This window comes from Gelidibacter salicanalis, assembly GCF_007997285.1.
Taxonomy (GTDB): Bacteria; Bacteroidota; Bacteroidia; order Flavobacteriales; family Flavobacteriaceae; genus Gelidibacter; species Gelidibacter salicanalis.
Window position 1 is genome coordinate 561,368 of sequence record NZ_VORX01000003.1, and the last position, 16,724, is coordinate 578,091.

Sequence of the window (16,724 nt, forward strand, 5' to 3'; positions counted from 1 at the left end):
ATTTTTGTTTATCAAGCCATTGAACCATAGTATTAAATTACAATAAATGTAAGTAAATTACCAAATATGTAATATTTATTTTATCTTTGTTGGTTTATAATTAGTTGCATTTCTACATGCATATCATTTCCTTCAAGAAGTTAAGAGACTATTTCTCGAAAGACACCAATGCTGCAACAGCATTGCGAGATTGGTATAAGATAACGAAGAAAGCTGAATGGAATAATTTTGCGGATTTAAAAAACACATTTAACTCGGCTGATGCTGTTGGAAATGACAGATATGTTTTTAATGTCAAAGGAAACCATTACAGGATTGTCGGAATAGTTATGTTTAAAATTAAACGCGTCTATATACGTTGGGTAGGTAGTCATAAAGATTACGACAAAATAAAGAATATCGATAAACTATAAAAATCATGAAATCAGTTACACATAAAGAATACATTGCAGCTAATATTCGGTTAGAGGCACTATTGAAAGAGGTTGGAAATGATGCACCTGAAGATGATCCTCGTATTATAGAGCTTTTAGAGGTCAGTGATATTATTGAACACTATGAAGAAATGCATTTTTCTATAGGTCTTCCAACCTTAAAAGAAATGATTGAATTGCGCATGTTTGAAATGGGCTTAAAAAGAAAGGATCTCGCCACGCTTTTGAACACCAGTGCATCAAGAGTAAGTGAATACTTGAATGGTAAAAGGGAAATCACATTGAATGTGGCCAAAGCTCTACATCAAAAGTTGAATATTGATAGTGACATTATTCTACAATGATTTCGATGCTAAACGAGATAAGATGAATTTAATAATATAATTTATTCTCACACCAATATTTTGATTGCATCATCCAAAAAAGGAATTGTCAAAATTCTTTGAGATAAGATTGCGTGACAGCAAGATATTGATGTCACATAGATTCACTGATGATGTATATAGCGATTCCTCTTTGTTTTAAGCAGTTTGCAAAACTATGTTCAGCGAGATAACTACTGATTGATTTATTGATTCCACAGTTTGTTGCAATCTCCATAAATTCCTTGTTATAATGTTGAAGTGCATTATGAATGAAACAGTTATGGAAGTAGTCATGGCACACAGTTTACTGCCGTTTCAGTATTCTCCCATTTATTTTTTTTTTACACCACGACTAAAACATAAAGCCCCAAGTATTATAAACACAAAAAAGCCCTAATTTTCATTAGAGCTTTTCTTAATTAGTACTTAAATTCTTTTAAGTACTACTTGATATATATTATGCTGAAACAGCTAACTTACTTTTTTTGTAATCGCTTGGTGTACAGTCGTAACGTTCTTTAAAGATTTTTGAGAAATAACTTCTGCTGGTAAAGCCAACACTGTAAACAATTTCTGAAATATTCAAATCAGTATTAATAATTAATTCTTCAGATTTTGTCAATCTTACAGAACGAATGTATTCACAAATAGTCAACCCGTGCTGAAACTTAAAGCCTTCTTGTAATTTAGCGGCAGATAAACCAACTCTATCACTTAAGTTTTCGACTTTATGGTCTAAATCTGGAAACTCATTAATGTATTCTGTAAGTTTTGCAATTAAGCCGATTTCCATTTTAGTCAACGACGTTGGTTCCATATCTAAGTTTTCGATATCCTTGTTATGGTGATCGATCTCTAGCGCTAAAATGACATTAACGATACCTTTAGTCAACAACTGACGCACTAAACCATCTTGCTTGATGCATTGTAGTTGTTTAATGTTTTCGGCAATCTTAAGGTTGTATGATCCAACATACACATAATCTTCAGTTTTGTTAGAGATAAATGCATCTCTTAAACTGCTGCCCCATTGAGAGCTGCTATTTCCTTCGTGAGAAGTATTAACAGAGATAAGTGTCGCTACCGTTTCAATATCTTTTTCTAATAAAATGATGTTTTGACCCGAAATAATGTTAGCGATGATGCTGGTTTGAAAAGCGTCAACAGTTGTCGTAGTAGTCGACTCTTCAAAAGTATGTGAAAGTTTCCCTTTTGAACAGTACATAAAATTGACATTTGATCCTACTAGGGTGTCAATAGTAAGTTGGATATTCTCAAATGCGGTAATATCAAATTCTAATACCGTTAGACCGTCTTCTAAAGCAATGGAGCGTATGCTACCACGTGCTATATCGTTGTTTATATTTAGTTTGCACTCGCTGTTGGCTTGCGCTAGCGTACCACCAATTTCATTTTTGAGTGCTTCGAAAAAGGAATATAAATCGTTGACTTTAGATGCTATATTAATCATGATGTGATGGTTTTAGTGGTTAATTATTGTGTTTTGTGTTGGTCTTAAATTTGAGGCTCGGCTTTGGCCAAAACTCTAATTTTTGCATTGGTAGCATTCATATTGATTTTTGGAAAAACACGTGCTACTCTTGCATACTGTTTTAATTCAGATTCTTGATTGGTTTTCATATGAGTTGGTCTTTGGTGGGTATTATGATATGTATTAGTATCTTATAACTTCAATCTTTTCTTTTCATTCCTATATATCCCGCCACAATAGCTAAAAGCAGTAAGAGGTGGACTGAAGGTTGTAAAGAGTATACAAAGTAGCTTAAGGCCCATCCAATAATCATGAGAACAGATACTGTATAAAAGAACGTCTTCATTTTAAATTCCTCGTGCATATTAGTTACTTATCAAGTACAATACAAAGATGCCTCTATCCCGAGGGTTTTCTTTTACATCATTTTCAGAATCGGTTATACAATTCCCATAAAAGCATAAAAAAACCACCCTAAATTCATGATTTTGGGTGGTTTATGCGGCAATGTGGCAATCACGTTAGGTAATGGGGAGATATATGGTGAAGGTTGCGCCCACCCCCACCTCTCCCTTGGCTATAATGTACCCATTATGATTTTCGACAATTTTCTTACAAATAGATAAGCCGATGCCCGTACCAGAATATTCATTTTTATTATGGAGTCTGTTAAAGAGTACAAATATCTTTTCGGCATAATCCTGATCAAATCCGATACCTTTATCCATTATAGTAATAGTATGAAAGACATTATATTTGGTGTGACTTACTTTTGGTACATCTGAAGCATTGGTTTTTGAGTAACTTACGGTTATGAATGGAGAGGTATTTTCGCGGCTATATTTTAAGGAATTGCTGAGCAGGTTTAAAAACAATTGTTTTATTTGAAAGGGAATAGCGCGCATGGACGGAATGTCATCTACAATAATACGCGCCTTTTTGTCCGCGATTATTTCAGCCAAGTCAGTCTTAGCAGCTTCAATTAAGATATTAATGTTGGAATCTTCTAATGCTTCTTCTGATTTATTGGTTCGCGAAAATTGAAGTAAATCGTCAATTAAAGAACGCATTCGTGAAGAGGAGGCTTTAATGCGCTCAATGTATAGTTTTCCACTGTTTGATAGATTATCTTTCTCCTTATCTTCCAATCGGGATAAGAAGGTTTGAATTTTGCGCAGAGGTTCTTGTAAATCGTGGCTGGCCACATAATTAAAAGAGGACAATTCTTTATTACTACGTTCCAATTCGAGGTTTCTCTTCTCAATAAGACGGTAATTTTCAATCTCGTCTGTAATATCGGCAGTGGTCCCCAATAATCTTTTATATCCGTCAGCATCGACCAGAATTTTGGCATATGCCTTAAAATGCTTGATACTGCCATTCTTTTGAATGATTCTATAATGAATGAAAGGCAAGTCTTCATGTTCAATCATTTGAGACACATGCTCTGACAATTTTTCCACATCATCCGGATGGACGAAACTCAAATAATTTTCCAGGTTAGGTTCAAAAGACTGAGGCTCTTCACCTAATAAGCGAAATAAATTATCTGAATACTCATAAACGTCTTCCTCTACATGCCAAATCCAGTTGCCGTGTTTGCTGATCACTTCTGATTGGGTGGTTGATTTTTTAAAGGTTTCCAAAAGTTCGTTTTTTACCTTTAAAACTTTTAAATTCTTACTGATTTGAAGATAGGTCAACAATAAAATTAAAAGTGACAGAATGAGTACATAGTACAATAACATTGGGGCATTAGAAAGACGTCTTACACTTTTTTCCTTTGCCAATCCCAGAACATCATTTTCGTGCGCGGTCATTTCATTAATTTTAAACCGCACACTATTCATAGTTTGTCTGCCCTCTCTAAATCCTGCTATAAATTCTCGAGAATCAGGGTTATTAGCGATTGAAAGTTGTAGGGTCTTCTCAAAGATGGCCAAGCTTTTGTCTATTTTCTCTTTCAGTTCAGCGATGTTCTCTTGTTGTTGAGGGTCTTTTAAGGTGAGTTTCTTTAGTTCTTCTAAACTGTTTTCTATTTGCTGATTACTGGACAACAACGGGAGTAAAAAGGTGCTATCCTGTGAGATAATAAACCCTCTTTTTCCACTTTCAGCATCCTTAAGCGCTGATAGCATTTTTTCCAATTCAATATGCACCTGATAATTGTGTTGCACATCATTGATGGAATTGGATAGTTCCTTGATATATCTATAAGCCACCCCGCCCATAACTAAAACCACAAACAAACTGACCCCAAAAATAATTTTTAGAAAGCGTTCAGAATTTGAAATGAATTTAAATGGCATAATTATAAGCGTAATAAAAAATTGTCTTTATTCAATCCGTTGGTGTGATATTGCCAGTTAATGGTAACCACATCTGATAGAATTTTTTTAAGATCATTAAACGCACTTGGTTTTTTAATGTAAATATTGGCGCCCTGCACAAAAGTGTTTTCAATATCTTCCTCTGAAGCAGAAGTGGAGTAAATGGCAATGGCAATATCTTTAAACCGATTATTTTCCTTGATTTCTATTAGACATTCCAATCCCGATTTTTTTGGCATATTTAAATCTAAAAAAAGAATATTTGGCAACACAGCTTCCGGTTGGTTTAAGGCACACATCAGCTCAATACCGTCTTTATAAACTTCAACTTTTGTTTGTATTTTGAGCTCCTCAAAGGCCTCTATAAAAAATAGACGGTCATCTTCATCGTCATCTGCCAGTACAACATAGGTGTAATCTTCTCGCATGGTTTTGCTTATTATTCTTTAGTGTTTTTTAATGATCTTCTTTTTGCAATAATGCGCTGAAATGTAGTTGGGGTGATTCCCGTTGTATTCTTAAATTGGGTACTTAAATGCGCCACACTGGAATATTGTAATTTGAACGCAATTTCAGTCAGGGAAAAATCTGTATTTGTAATAAGGGATTTAGCGTATTCAATGCGTTGCAGAATAACAAAATTTTCAATGGATGTATAGGTTACTTCAGAAAAGAGGTTCGCTAAATACCCATAACTATGCCCAAGTTTTTCTGATAAATAGACGGAACTTTTAACATTATTAGTATCGTCAGCGTTAAAAACCATATCAATTAAACTATCTTTAATCTTCTGAACTAAAATAACTTTTTGGTTCTCTATTTTTTCAATGCCATATTGTTTTAGGATCAAATCAAAAGCTTTCAATTTTTCTGGAGAGACAATTTCTAAAAACTCAATCTCGCCAAAATTTAACATTCGGTATTTAATGTTCAGTTCATCCAACTTCTCGTCGAGGATTCTCGAACAGAATTGGGTAAAATCAAATTTTATAAAAATTTTCATAATATAATTACATAATCAATAGATCAATAATTTTAAGCTTCTGATCTGGATTGCAAGTGGTTTGCCGTTTAAAATACTCTTTATTCTGGCATTAAGCTGGAATATAGATGTTAAATGTAGCCCCTTCATTTAAACGCCCGTCCGCTAAAATTAAACCTTCATGATTTTCAATAATTCGTTTAACGATAGCAAGACCTATGCCAGTTCCGGTATAAGCGTCCTTACTGTGCAGACGCTGAAACACTTCAAATATTTTTTCCTTGTAGGCAGGTTCAAAACCAATCCCATTATCGACAAACTGAATATGTGAATAATGCCGATCAGGATCTAGTCCATCAATTCCCGCCGATTTACCATCAACTTCATCACAATTTATTTCAATGACAATCGGATGGTTCAGTCTGGCAAATTTAATCGAGTTACTTATGAGATTGTGCACAACTTGCTTAAATTGAACCGGAATAATTTTTATGTCGCAAATGTTACGGAGCTTTAAAGTGACGTCGTTTTGTTCCAGCTCCTCACTAAGGGTTTCCTTAATTTCATCAATAACCTCTTGCAAATCTGTCTCTTCAAATTTCGATTCTTCTACCGTGGTTTTAGAATAAGCAATCAAATCTTGAATTAAATTTTGCATACGTTGCGCCGACTTTTGCATTCGAGAAAAATGTCTTTTGGCAGTATCTGACAAACGCTCATGCTCCGTTTCTAAAATCCGCGATGAAAACGTCTGTATTTTACGAAGGGGCTCTTGTAAGTCATGACTTGAGATATAAACAAATGACTGCAGCTCCTTATTCATCTTTTCGAGATCGAGATTCTTCTGTTGCAACTCCCGGGTTCTTGATTGCACTTTGTTTTCCAACTCGGTAGTGAATATTTTTTGTTCTTGAATATCCGTACTGCTCCCCACCCACATTTTTATATTTCCATCTTTGTCCTTTTGAGGTATCGCCAGACTGAGTTGCCAACGGTACTCACCATCATGCTTTCGGAACCGATGTTCCATTAAAAAATTATGTCCTGCTCTCACAGCTTTGGTCCATTCCTTGAGGTTTTCTTCGCGTTCATCCGGATGCACAATTTGAATCCAGCCTTGGTTATCTAACTGCTCTGAAGTGAGACCAGAGTAATGGAATACTGATTTATTAAAATAATTCATATTACCTTGTGGATCTGAGGTCCAGATGTGCTGGGGCATGGAATCAGCCAAAAGTCTAAATTTCTCTTCCCGCTCCAATAATTGCTGTTGAAAAGAGCGTTCTTCCGTAATGTCCCTTACGGTGCCAAGAATACGTTCAGGTTGATTTTTGTCATCGTAATATACCTTACCTTTTGCATCAATCCAATGGAGTGACTTATCGTCATAGATGACTCTAGTTTGATAATGAAGGGTTCCAGTTTTAAAAGCGTCGTCAAAGGCTTTAGTTCTTAAACTGAGATCATCTGGATGATGATGGGAAATAAGATCCTGTCGGGATAAATGATTTTTAATAGGAAAGCCTAAAATTTCATAACAACGGTCTGAGACAATGACTTCTTCAGTTTTCATATTAACATCAAATACACCCAAATCACTTGCCTCAATAATCAATTCTAATTTTTCTTCATTTTCTTCAATGAGGTGTTTGGCTTTCACCGTTGCCGTAACGTCAGTCGCTACTACCATGATGCCTGTAATAATATTGTTTTCCTTTAACGGATGGTAAACAAAATTGTAGTACCCTGTATCAAGACTGTCATTACGATTTAATATAATGGCAAATTCATAACCATAAAAGGCATTGCCCGTTTCATAGACCTCAGCAATTATTGGAGCCATCGTATCTTTTACATCCGGTAAAGACTCAAAAAGTGGCCGACCCACAAATTCTTTGTTACTTTGATTTATTAACTGCAAATAATTTTCATTGGCCATTTCAATAACATTATCTGCACCTCTGAAAATAACAATACCCAGCGGGGCCTGCATTACCGAGTCGCGAAACTTCTTCTCACTATCTTCTACTTTTTGTTTGGCGAGATGAAGCTCAGTTACATCAGCAGCAGTATTCATTACAGCATGTACATTGCCTGTGGTGTCAAATAAAGGTGTAAAGCTATAGTTGTAATAATATTCATTTAATTTTCCGTCAGTTATAAGATCGATCTGTTGGTTTTTTGCATGAAACGGGATTCCGGTATGGAGCACGTTCCTAATTTGGCTAAAAACATCTTGATTACCCAATTCTGGTAAAATATCTGAATACCTTTTTCCAACTACATGATGTCCTTTGCCCCATGCATCCATTATGGACTGATTGGCTAAGGAAATTCGCATCTCTTCGCCTACAAAAACTCCAATGGGGAAAGGCGCACTCTCAACCAAGGCGCGCATATGTTGTTCGCTCTCTTCTATTTTCTTCCGAGCTTGCACTTGTGGGGTAACATCAATGCCAATAGCCATAACGCCATTAATGTTGCCGTCAATATCGAATAACGCTTCAAACGAAAAATTGATATAAACGGTGATATGTTCATTATTTGCAGTGAAAGTTAAAGGCATTTCAATAGTTTCAAAACGTTTGCCAGTGGTGGCAACCTCGTCTATAAAAGATTTAATACCTTGAGATTCAAGTTCCGGCATAGCCTCAAAAAGTGGCTTATTAAGAATCTGTTCTTCGGTGCGTCCCCAAATATTGAGAGCTAATTTATTCGCAATTTCCACTTGGTAATGGTCACCTCGCATGATCGCAATAGCTACAGGTGCCTGGAGCACCATTAGTCTTAAATTACGCTCACTTTCTTCTGTTTTTTTCCTGGATAATACACGCTCGGTAACATTCTCTAAAGTCCCGCTCATACGGTAAGCTTGGTTGGCTTCATTAAACCAGGCTCTACCTTTGGCATGCACGATGATTTGTTTGTTTGAAAGGGGGTTTTTAATAGTATATTCTATATCGTAACTGCGTTTGGAATTGGGATTTAAAACTTCACTAATAGCATCAATAACCCTTGTTTTATCAGATTCTGTAACTGCATTGATGGCATGATACAGTTCTATATCAGCGTCTGCAGGCAAACCAAACCATTCTTTTAATCGGGTATTGCAAGAAAATTTATTGTTTAAAGGATTGTAATCAAATGTGCCTAATTGGGTGTTCTCAATAACAAAATCTATTTCATTTTTATGTTGCTTTAGTTCAGCGGCCGCTTTCATTTTATCAGTTGTTTCAATAACGGTTACTAAAACGCCGCCAACTTCTCCTGATGCCATTCTTATAGGGCTATACGCAAAATCGAAATAACATTCTTCCATATAGCCATTGCGGTTTAAAGGCAACATCAAATCCTGATAGCCAATGGCGTTACCCTGCATAACGCCTTCAAACATATCGCCTATAATATGCCATATTTCTGAAAAAGTATCTCTTGTGCCAATACCTAAAGCGTTTGGATGCTTGGTAGAACCCAGAATAGGGCGGTAGCCGTCATTATATATTTGGGTGTAGTCTTTGCCCCATGCAATGTACATTGCAAAAGGATTGTCGAGCATGACACTCACCATAGTTTTTAAACTTTCCGGCCACTGTTCTGGCATTCCTAATAGAGTAGTACTCCAGTCTTTGGCTCTAATGAGTTTCCCCATTTCACCACCACCGTTTAAAAATTTATGTGTCGTATTTGTAATACCCATGCACTGATTAAGGTTGTATAATAAAATGTTCTTTAGATCGCGATGGTAATTTAGCGTCCTTAAATAGAATTAAAGCTTTTTCAATAACTTTTTTGATGCTCGTAAATTCGGCAGGTTTTTGGATGTAATGAAGCGCCCCTAATTGGTACAATTCATTGACCACCGCCTGATCTAGCGAAGTTGAATACACAATGATTGGAATGTGGTCTAACCGGGCTGAGGCTTTAATTTCTGCCATACATTCCATGCCTGATTTTCGAGGCATATTGAGATCAAGAAATATAATATGTGGAAGATTTGCAGTTTCAGATTCCAAAAATTTCATGAGTTCTACGCCATTATTGACAATGGTCAGATTACATTTTTCAGAAATTTCATCTACCGCTTCTTGGAAAAACTCACAGTCATCACTATCATCATCAGCAAGCATCAAGTGTAATTTTTGTAATTCCATGAGATATAATTGACTCGAGATTTTAAATGCTGCGTTAAGATATTGGGGTTTTGGTATGGTTCTGCGAGATGTTAAAAATACATTATTTCCCTGACTTGCAAGACACTTTTTTTTAGCGGATTTCCTTTAATTGTGACGTTTTAGATGCAGAACATGTAACGCCTAAAATCACGAAAACCCCGTATTATCATACGGGGTTTTAAATTAAATTATATAGAGACCAATTACTTTATTAGCCCTGAATATCTTCCAAGGTTTTCACCCGGTTTAAGGTGCCTTGAATATCTCTTAATTGAGATTGCAGGAGCGTGTTTACATTTGGTGCTAAGGTGTTATTTTTCATCACATCTTCATACTCATCCACACTTGCTTTTTCGCCACGAATCACTTCTTCCAGTACAGCTTCATCATCATTGCCTGCTACGGAGCTTTTTATGTCAATCCACGCACGATGTAAGGTTCCGGTAACGCTTCCACTATCTTTTGGCTTTTCTCCCATTTGACGTAATTCTTGGTCAATAGCAGTAGCAAAATGACTGCGTTGGACGGCTTGTTCTTTTAGAAAATTCTTTAATGCTGGTGTTTTGGCATCCTGCATCGCTTTTTTATATCCTTTTTCAGCATCGTAGTTTTTCTCGATGATGTTTTGTAATACGTTAACGGTATCTTTATGTGATTGTTCTCTGGCTTCTTCTAATGAGGTTTTCATAATTTTTGTTTTTTAAGTTGATACCTAAATTACAAATATAAAGCCGAGATTTTCTTAAAGAATTCTTATTTAGGATAGGATTAACAATTTCATCAAATTCTCTTAAAGAATGTTAATGAAGCTGTTACGATCCTATAGGAGTTATCTTTCTCTCCCATGCGATTTGAATGGGTGGACCCTATATGATCTATTTTTTTTTAAAGATCGCCTCTTGACATTGCATTAAAAAAGCACTTCAAATAAATTTTAAGTGCTTCTCTATATATTAAGGTGAATTATTTATTTTTCAGTGGCGTATTTTTTGCCTAGTTCGGTGAGCATTTCGTCCGTCATTTTTGTGAGGTCAAACTTAGGGGTCCAGTTCCAATCCTTTTGGGCCACGCTATCGTCAATAGATCTTGGCCAAGTATCGGCAATGTCCTGTCTGAAATCCGGTTTGTAGGTTATTTTAAAATCTTGGATATGCTTTTGAATTTCCTCAGCAATATCTTTAGGCGTAAAACTGATGGCCGCTAAGTTATATGAAGAGCGTATCGATAATTGTTCCGCAGGCGCATTCATAATTTGAATGGTGGCATCAATAGCATCATCCATAAACATCATTGGCAATTCTGTCTCTTCGGAAAGGAAACTTTCATAGTGTCCATCCGTAATGGCTTTATGATAAATCTCTACTGCGTAATCTGTAGTGCCGCCTCCTGGCATCGTTTTCCAACTGATAATTCCCGGGTAACGCATGCTACGCACATCAACATCATATTTATCGAAGTAATACTCGCACCAACGCTCACCCACTTGTTTAGTGATGCCGTACACTGTGCTCGGTTCCATAATGGTATGTTGTGGTGTATGGTCCTTAGGTGTTGTTGGTCCGTAAACGGCGATACTCGATGGCCAAAATATTTTACTGATAAATTTGGCCTTGGCTAAGTTCAATACATGAAAAAGTGAACTCATGTTTAAATCCCACGCTTTCATTGGATACTTTTCTCCAGTAGCGCTCAACATAGCCGCCATTAAATAGATGGTGTCTATGCGGTGCTTTTCAACACAAAGGAGAATCGAACCGTAATCTTGTGCATCAACAATTTCAAAAATACCCGAATTGACCACGTCTAAATTGCTGTAATTAATATCTGAGGCAATGACATTGTCATTTCCGTGAATACTACGCAACTTATATGTTAACTCAGAGCCAATTTGACCACAGGCACCAATAATTAGAATCTTTTCAGCCATTGTTGTTTGATTTAACTGCAAAAATACAAAGTTTTTTTCTGAAGGAAATGGAATATCTAGGAATGAATGTGGTCAATTATATAAGATGGTGATATTCAAATTGTCAAAATTTATAGTTTGGGTAACATTTACACGAACCTAGGCTAAAAACTGTGCAGTTTATACAGTTTGATATGTTCCACTTAAGCTGATATATCATATAAAGCATTGAAAATTATAAACTTGTATTATTTGGACGTGTATTGAGGGGTACTGGCATGTTTATTTCATTTTAGACTAGGAGAACACCAGTATTAAATACAAACTTTAAAATACATATATTATGAAAAAAGTAATTTTATCAGTAGCAATAGTATTGGGAGGATTATCATCATTTGCCACTCCTGCATTCACAAAACCCCAAACTGATGCAGTTGTTATGATAGCGCAAAAGGAGTATAAAGAAATTAAAGCGGAAGATCTTCCACAAGCGGTGAAAGATGCTTTAGCGGCCGATTTTCAAACTGCTACACTTGATAAAGCCTATGTGAATGAGAAGCTTGAGTATAAATTAGAGCTTACGATTGAAGAAACAGCAACCACAGTATATGCTGACAAAGATGGGAATTGGATTGAGAAAGAATAAGTTTTTATTCTAAGATTTAACGAGCACACAGATTTAAAACACACTATTAAAAATAAAATATTATGAAAAAAGTAATTTTATCAGCAGCAATAGTATTAGGAGGATTGTCATCATTTGCAGCTCCTGCAATAGCAACCTCTCAAAGTGATGAAGTTGTAATGACAACTCAAGAGGAGTACAAAGAGATCAAAGCAGAAGAGCTTCCACAAGCGGTGAAAGATGCACTAGCTGCCGATTTTCAGACCGCCACTCTAGATAAAGCTTATGTTAACGCTAAGCTTGAATATAAGTTAGAACTTACAGTTGATGGAGCGGCATCAACAGTATATGCTGACAAAGATGGAAACTGGATCGAGAAATAATAAGGTATCCACTTTAGAGCAGGAAAAGGACGTTTTTTTAAAACGTCCTTTTTTTATGTTTTTTTTAAAGGGTTTACTGAAATTAACTTGATATTTTTGTACAAATGAGGAATCCATGAGTACCATTCTTTTGGTTGAAGACGATGTGAGCTTTTCTGAAATGTTGAAACGTTTTTTAGAACGTCACCACCATGCTGTTATTTTGTCTTATACCCTCGAAGATGCTAAACTAAAAGTAAAGGAGAGTACGTTCGATTTGGTTTTTGCTGATCTTAGACTTCCTGATGGCGATGGAATTTCACTCTTAAATCATATTAAAGCTAAAGATGCCTCCATTCCGGTGGTGTTAATGACGGGATACGCTGAAGTATCCACCGCAGTTAAAGCCATGAAAGAAGGCGCTTTCGATTATATTTCAAAGCCTTTCAATCCGGAAGAAGTGCTGCAAGTGGTTAAAAACGCCCTTCAAAAACCAAGCACAGAAGACAAGCCTACTATTCAGACACCGCTTGTACCTTCAGAGTCTTCGAAATTACCTACCAATTTGGTTAAAGGAATTAGTGGCGCCTCTAAAGTATTGTATGATCATGTAAACTTGGTGGCCCCAACGGATATGTCAGTGTTAATTTCTGGCGAAAGTGGTACCGGAAAAGAAGTGGTTGCCAAAGCCATTCATCTAAGCAGTTCAAGAAAACAACAACCTTTTATTGCGGTGGATTGTGGCGCCATCCCAAAAGAAATTGCGGCTAGCGAATTTTTCGGACATAAAAAAGGCTCGTTTACGGGGGCTATTAACGATAAAAAGGGCCATTTTGAAGCTGCTAATCACGGGACACTCTTTTTGGATGAGGTTGGGAATTTAACTTATGAAAATCAAATTCAGCTCTTACGTGCGCTCCAGGAACGCCGAATTAAACCTATTGGATCTAACGAAGAAATTGAAGTTGATATCCGGTTGTTGACCGCTACCAATGAAGATTTATTGAATGCCGTAGAACAAGGCGATTTTAGAGAAGATCTGTACCACCGTTTGAATGAATTTTCCATTAAAGTTCCAAGTCTTCAGGAGCGTCGTGATGATCTCATCCTTTATGCCGAATTTTTTCTCGACAATGCCAATCAGCAATTGAATAAATCGATTATCGGATTTTCTCCTGAGGTCCTTAAAATCTTCCAAACCTACTCTTGGCCAGGAAATTTACGGGAACTCTCCAACGTCATCAAACGCGCTACGTTATTGACCAACGGCGAGCTGATCCAAAAAGAGGTATTGCCTCAAGAATTGTCAGCGCCGAGCAAAGAAGCTATGACGCGCTCATTCTCTACAAAAGACAATGAAAAGGAATTGATTGTAAAAGCCCTACAAGAGGTCAACAATAATAAAACCAAGGCCGCACAATTGCTTAATTTCTCTCGAAAAACCCTTTATAACAAGCTCAAGGAGTATAATTTAGATTGATATAGGCTTCCATGGCTTCGCAGAACGGTTCAAGTTCAGCATCCAAAGCATTCAAAAGTTCAGTATGCACCACTTTCGTGTGTTCTAATTTTGATAAATGCGGCACAATGGTATGCGCTCCCAACTGTTTAAACATCGTGAGCATTCGATGGCTCAAATCGGTGATGGTTTGAAGATCATTTTGTGCTTGAGCTACTTTCAATTCGGACATATGTTTTTTGGTGTCCTTCAAAAATATTTCTAACAGTGATTTGAGTGCTTCTTCATCATAATTCAAAAAACCAGCAATGGAATTGGTGTCAAAATAGTCGCAACTATACGAAGTTTTCTTTTTACTTTCATGAGGCTTGGTAATTCGCTCCGGAAATAATTCTCGCAACATGTCAAACCAAATGTGCGAAGCAAACGGTTTAAAAACAACTTTTGAAAAACCACTTTCAATATAATTTTCAGTGGCAATATCCGTTCTTCCAGTCATTGCTATAATGGGCTGTTGCTTGTAGAAAGGCTGCTTCTTAAAGGTTTCCATAAAATGAAAACCATTCATTTTAGGGAGTTGAATATCCGTAATCACCACGTCAAATTTAAGAGTTTCCATGGCGGCAAGGGCTGCTTTAGCATCTTCAAAGGTATAGGTTGTGATGTGGTGTTGCCCTAAAACATCCGTCAATAATTGGCGTAAAGACACATCATCATCTACAATAACGGCTTTAAGTTTTAAGTGCGAAGTTTCTACAATGTTAGGCGTAGTTTCCAAGACCGCATCAGAAAGTTTTACGGGGAATGAGATGATAAACTTACTACCACGTCCGGGGGCGCTTTCTAGAGACAAGGTTCCTTTTAAGATATGCATTAACTTTTTAGAAATTGCAAGCCCAAGCCCGAAACCGGAATGTTTTGATGCCTTAGTTTGATTCACTTGGGTAAAAGCGTTAAAGATATCTTCCTGTTTCTCTTTGCTGATGCCAATTCCCGTATCGGAGACACTGATACTCACCGTATGGACATTGTTTTTAGAATGTAAGTGTGTGCTGATGGTGATACTTCCGTCCTCCGTGAATTTATAGGCATTTCCAATTAAATTGTAGAGCACTTGTTTAATTCGGAAGGGGTCAGAAACAATGGTGCGGTCCAATTGTGGCGCGTGTTTAATATAAAGTTCTATAGGCTTATCATCGTAAATAGCTTTAATGTTAGAACTGGTTTCATCCAACAGGGTGCGGAGATTAAACGGAATACTTTCTATGGTAATGTGGCCATCCTCAAGTTTGGAGAATTCCAAAAGGTCGTCTACCAATTGACTCATATAGCTCGAGGCATTTTTAATATGGTCCAGATAATTACTATCTTTAGTGTTTTGCGCAGTTTTTTGGAGTAATTCGCTATACCCGGAAATGGTGCTCAAGGGCGATCGTAAATCATGACTCACCATATTGATCAATTGTTCCCTGCTTTTCAAAAGTGAATTGGTATAGGCGTTTGATTTTTCCAGTTTTTCACGGTACTGCTGCGACTTCCAAAAATCGTTTAAGATGACCATAGAAAAGATGACTACTAATATAAAACTGACGATGGCCGCTAAATAAATAATACGGGTACTCTTGTCTAAAGCAGTTTGGCGCTGGGTCATAATGCTTTGTGACGAGGCCACCATCTCGCGTTCCAAAGTGCGCAACAGGTTCCGTAACTGGCGTGAAGTGATGAGATCATTCTCTACCAATTCGCGCTCTTTAAGATTTAATGACTGCCGCTGTGAAGCGGCGTCTCTTTGAATCTTATTGAGCATATTGCGTGAGATGGTCACGATAGAATCAATTTGCTTCTGATCGACCTTGCTTACCGAATCCTTGGCTTTTAAATCATTGGAAAATTGAATAAAGCCTTCCAAAACTTCCTTGGTTTTTGGGTCAATGGCTTTCGGATTTTCGACATAATCTTCCAAGGTCAACTTTCCTAAAATAGGATCAATACTTTTTAGTTTATTAATGGTCAGTTCTATCGATTTTTCTGAACTGTTATTGTCTTTTAAACGTCGTAATTCATTTAAATCGCGTTGTTTCTTATCAAAAATGACCTTTACACTATCTAATAATGCTTTTTGGTAGTCGTTATTTACCAAATTGGTTAACGTGTCAATGGTAGAAAGCAGACTGTCGTTCTGTAAAAGATACGCATTAAATTGAGTGTCTGTATTGAGTTGTACCGCCGCTCTTGATAAGCTTTCGTTTTCATAAATATCCGCCACTAAACCACTAATTCGGATCAGCTTATCCCGATCTTTTAGGTCGTCAGTTTGTGAAGCGGTAAAATTTCTTAATTCTGAAAACACCAACCATCCTGAAATAGCCGCTAAAATACCGAGCGCGATATAGCCGAAAAGGACTTTAAAGGTGATTTTTCTATTGGATGCTTTCATAAGAATTTTTGTAACCGCAAAGCAAGATAAAAAATGTGTGCGATAGGTGCGATATCAAATCTTTTTTATCTCAAAATTAATAGGGAAGATTATGATTAGAGCAAGTGCAAGGAATCAGAGCGTAACACTCATCGTTTACCAGTTCTTGTCTGTTTTGAGC

The 16,724-nt window shown here is 36.7% G+C and carries 16 protein-coding genes; 5 read left to right on the plus strand and 11 right to left on the minus strand.

The window, feature by feature from the left end; genetic code table 11:
- The first annotated feature begins 116 nt into the window (after positions 1 to 116).
- Together ES711_RS08690 and ES711_RS08695 are read left to right on the plus strand one after the other, a co-directional pair.
- Positions 117 to 413 carry a type II toxin-antitoxin system HigB family toxin gene (locus ES711_RS08690; protein WP_146892644.1) on the plus strand — a complete coding sequence of 99 codons (297 nt, stop codon included), beginning with the start codon at positions 117 to 119 and terminating at the stop codon, positions 411 to 413.
- Positions 414 to 418: 5 nt separating this feature from the next.
- Entirely contained in the window at positions 419 to 778 is a 360-nt protein-coding gene (locus ES711_RS08695; RefSeq protein ID WP_246139155.1) for a helix-turn-helix domain-containing protein, read from the plus strand.
- Positions 779 to 1,256: 478 nt separating this feature from the next.
- Here the strand turns inward: ES711_RS08695 and ES711_RS08700 are convergent, their stop codons facing one another.
- From ES711_RS08700 to ES711_RS08735, 10 genes are all read right to left on the minus strand, one after another.
- Positions 1,257 to 2,270, minus strand: coding sequence for a helix-turn-helix transcriptional regulator (locus tag ES711_RS08700; RefSeq protein ID WP_146892648.1), 1,014 nt, complete (start codon positions 2,268 to 2,270; stop codon positions 1,257 to 1,259).
- Positions 2,271 to 2,314: 44 nt separating this feature from the next.
- Positions 2,315 to 2,440, minus strand: a complete 126-nt coding sequence (locus ES711_RS16565) for a hypothetical protein (RefSeq protein WP_262713420.1) — start codon at positions 2,438 to 2,440, stop codon at positions 2,315 to 2,317.
- A 50-nt stretch (positions 2,441 to 2,490) separates the two neighbouring features.
- Complete coding sequence (locus ES711_RS16570) at positions 2,491 to 2,655, minus strand: DUF5670 family protein (RefSeq protein ID WP_317129861.1); 165 nt, start codon at positions 2,653 to 2,655, stop codon at positions 2,491 to 2,493.
- A gap of 157 nt (positions 2,656 to 2,812) precedes the next feature.
- On the minus strand, positions 2,813 to 4,600 hold the full coding sequence (locus ES711_RS08705; RefSeq protein WP_146892650.1) for a sensor histidine kinase: 1,788 nt from the start codon (positions 4,598 to 4,600) through the stop codon (positions 2,813 to 2,815).
- Between the two features lie 2 nt (positions 4,601 to 4,602).
- The gene (locus ES711_RS08710) at positions 4,603 to 5,049 is read right to left on the minus strand and encodes a response regulator (RefSeq protein ID WP_146892652.1); all 447 of its coding nucleotides are present in this window, start codon (positions 5,047 to 5,049) and stop codon (positions 4,603 to 4,605) included.
- An 11-nt stretch (positions 5,050 to 5,060) separates the two neighbouring features.
- The gene (locus tag ES711_RS08715) at positions 5,061 to 5,624 is read right to left on the minus strand and encodes a helix-turn-helix domain-containing protein (RefSeq protein WP_146892654.1); all 564 of its coding nucleotides are present in this window, start codon (positions 5,622 to 5,624) and stop codon (positions 5,061 to 5,063) included.
- Positions 5,625 to 5,715: 91 nt separating this feature from the next.
- Entirely contained in the window at positions 5,716 to 9,300 is a 3,585-nt protein-coding gene (locus tag ES711_RS08720) for a PAS domain S-box protein (RefSeq protein ID WP_146892655.1), read from the minus strand.
- A gap of 7 nt (positions 9,301 to 9,307) precedes the next feature.
- Positions 9,308 to 9,754, minus strand: coding sequence for a response regulator (locus ES711_RS08725; protein WP_146892657.1), 447 nt, complete (start codon positions 9,752 to 9,754; stop codon positions 9,308 to 9,310).
- A 232-nt stretch (positions 9,755 to 9,986) separates the two neighbouring features.
- Complete coding sequence (locus ES711_RS08730) at positions 9,987 to 10,463, minus strand: ferritin-like domain-containing protein (protein WP_146892659.1); 477 nt, start codon at positions 10,461 to 10,463, stop codon at positions 9,987 to 9,989.
- A gap of 279 nt (positions 10,464 to 10,742) precedes the next feature.
- Positions 10,743 to 11,702, minus strand: a complete 960-nt coding sequence (locus ES711_RS08735; RefSeq protein WP_146892661.1) for an NAD-dependent epimerase/dehydratase family protein — start codon at positions 11,700 to 11,702, stop codon at positions 10,743 to 10,745.
- Between the two features lie 322 nt (positions 11,703 to 12,024).
- Between ES711_RS08735 and ES711_RS08740 the strand changes: the two genes are divergently transcribed.
- From ES711_RS08740 to ES711_RS08750, 3 genes are all read left to right on the plus strand, one after another.
- Complete coding sequence (locus tag ES711_RS08740) at positions 12,025 to 12,327, plus strand: hypothetical protein (RefSeq protein ID WP_146892663.1); 303 nt, start codon at positions 12,025 to 12,027, stop codon at positions 12,325 to 12,327.
- Positions 12,328 to 12,389: 62 nt separating this feature from the next.
- Positions 12,390 to 12,689 (plus strand): hypothetical protein, encoded by a 300-nt coding sequence (locus ES711_RS08745; RefSeq protein WP_146892665.1) that lies wholly within the window; start codon positions 12,390 to 12,392, stop codon positions 12,687 to 12,689.
- A 115-nt stretch (positions 12,690 to 12,804) separates the two neighbouring features.
- Complete coding sequence (locus tag ES711_RS08750; RefSeq protein WP_146892667.1) at positions 12,805 to 14,148, plus strand: sigma-54-dependent transcriptional regulator; 1,344 nt, start codon at positions 12,805 to 12,807, stop codon at positions 14,146 to 14,148.
- On the opposite strand, the gene ES711_RS08755 is transcribed toward ES711_RS08750, so the two are convergent.
- Positions 14,126 to 16,564 carry a hybrid sensor histidine kinase/response regulator gene (locus ES711_RS08755; protein ID WP_146892669.1) on the minus strand — a complete coding sequence of 813 codons (2,439 nt, stop codon included), beginning with the start codon at positions 16,562 to 16,564 and terminating at the stop codon, positions 14,126 to 14,128. The two genes, ES711_RS08750 and ES711_RS08755, sit on opposite strands and share 23 nt — an antisense overlap.
- Between the last annotated feature and the right edge of the window lie 160 nt (positions 16,565 to 16,724).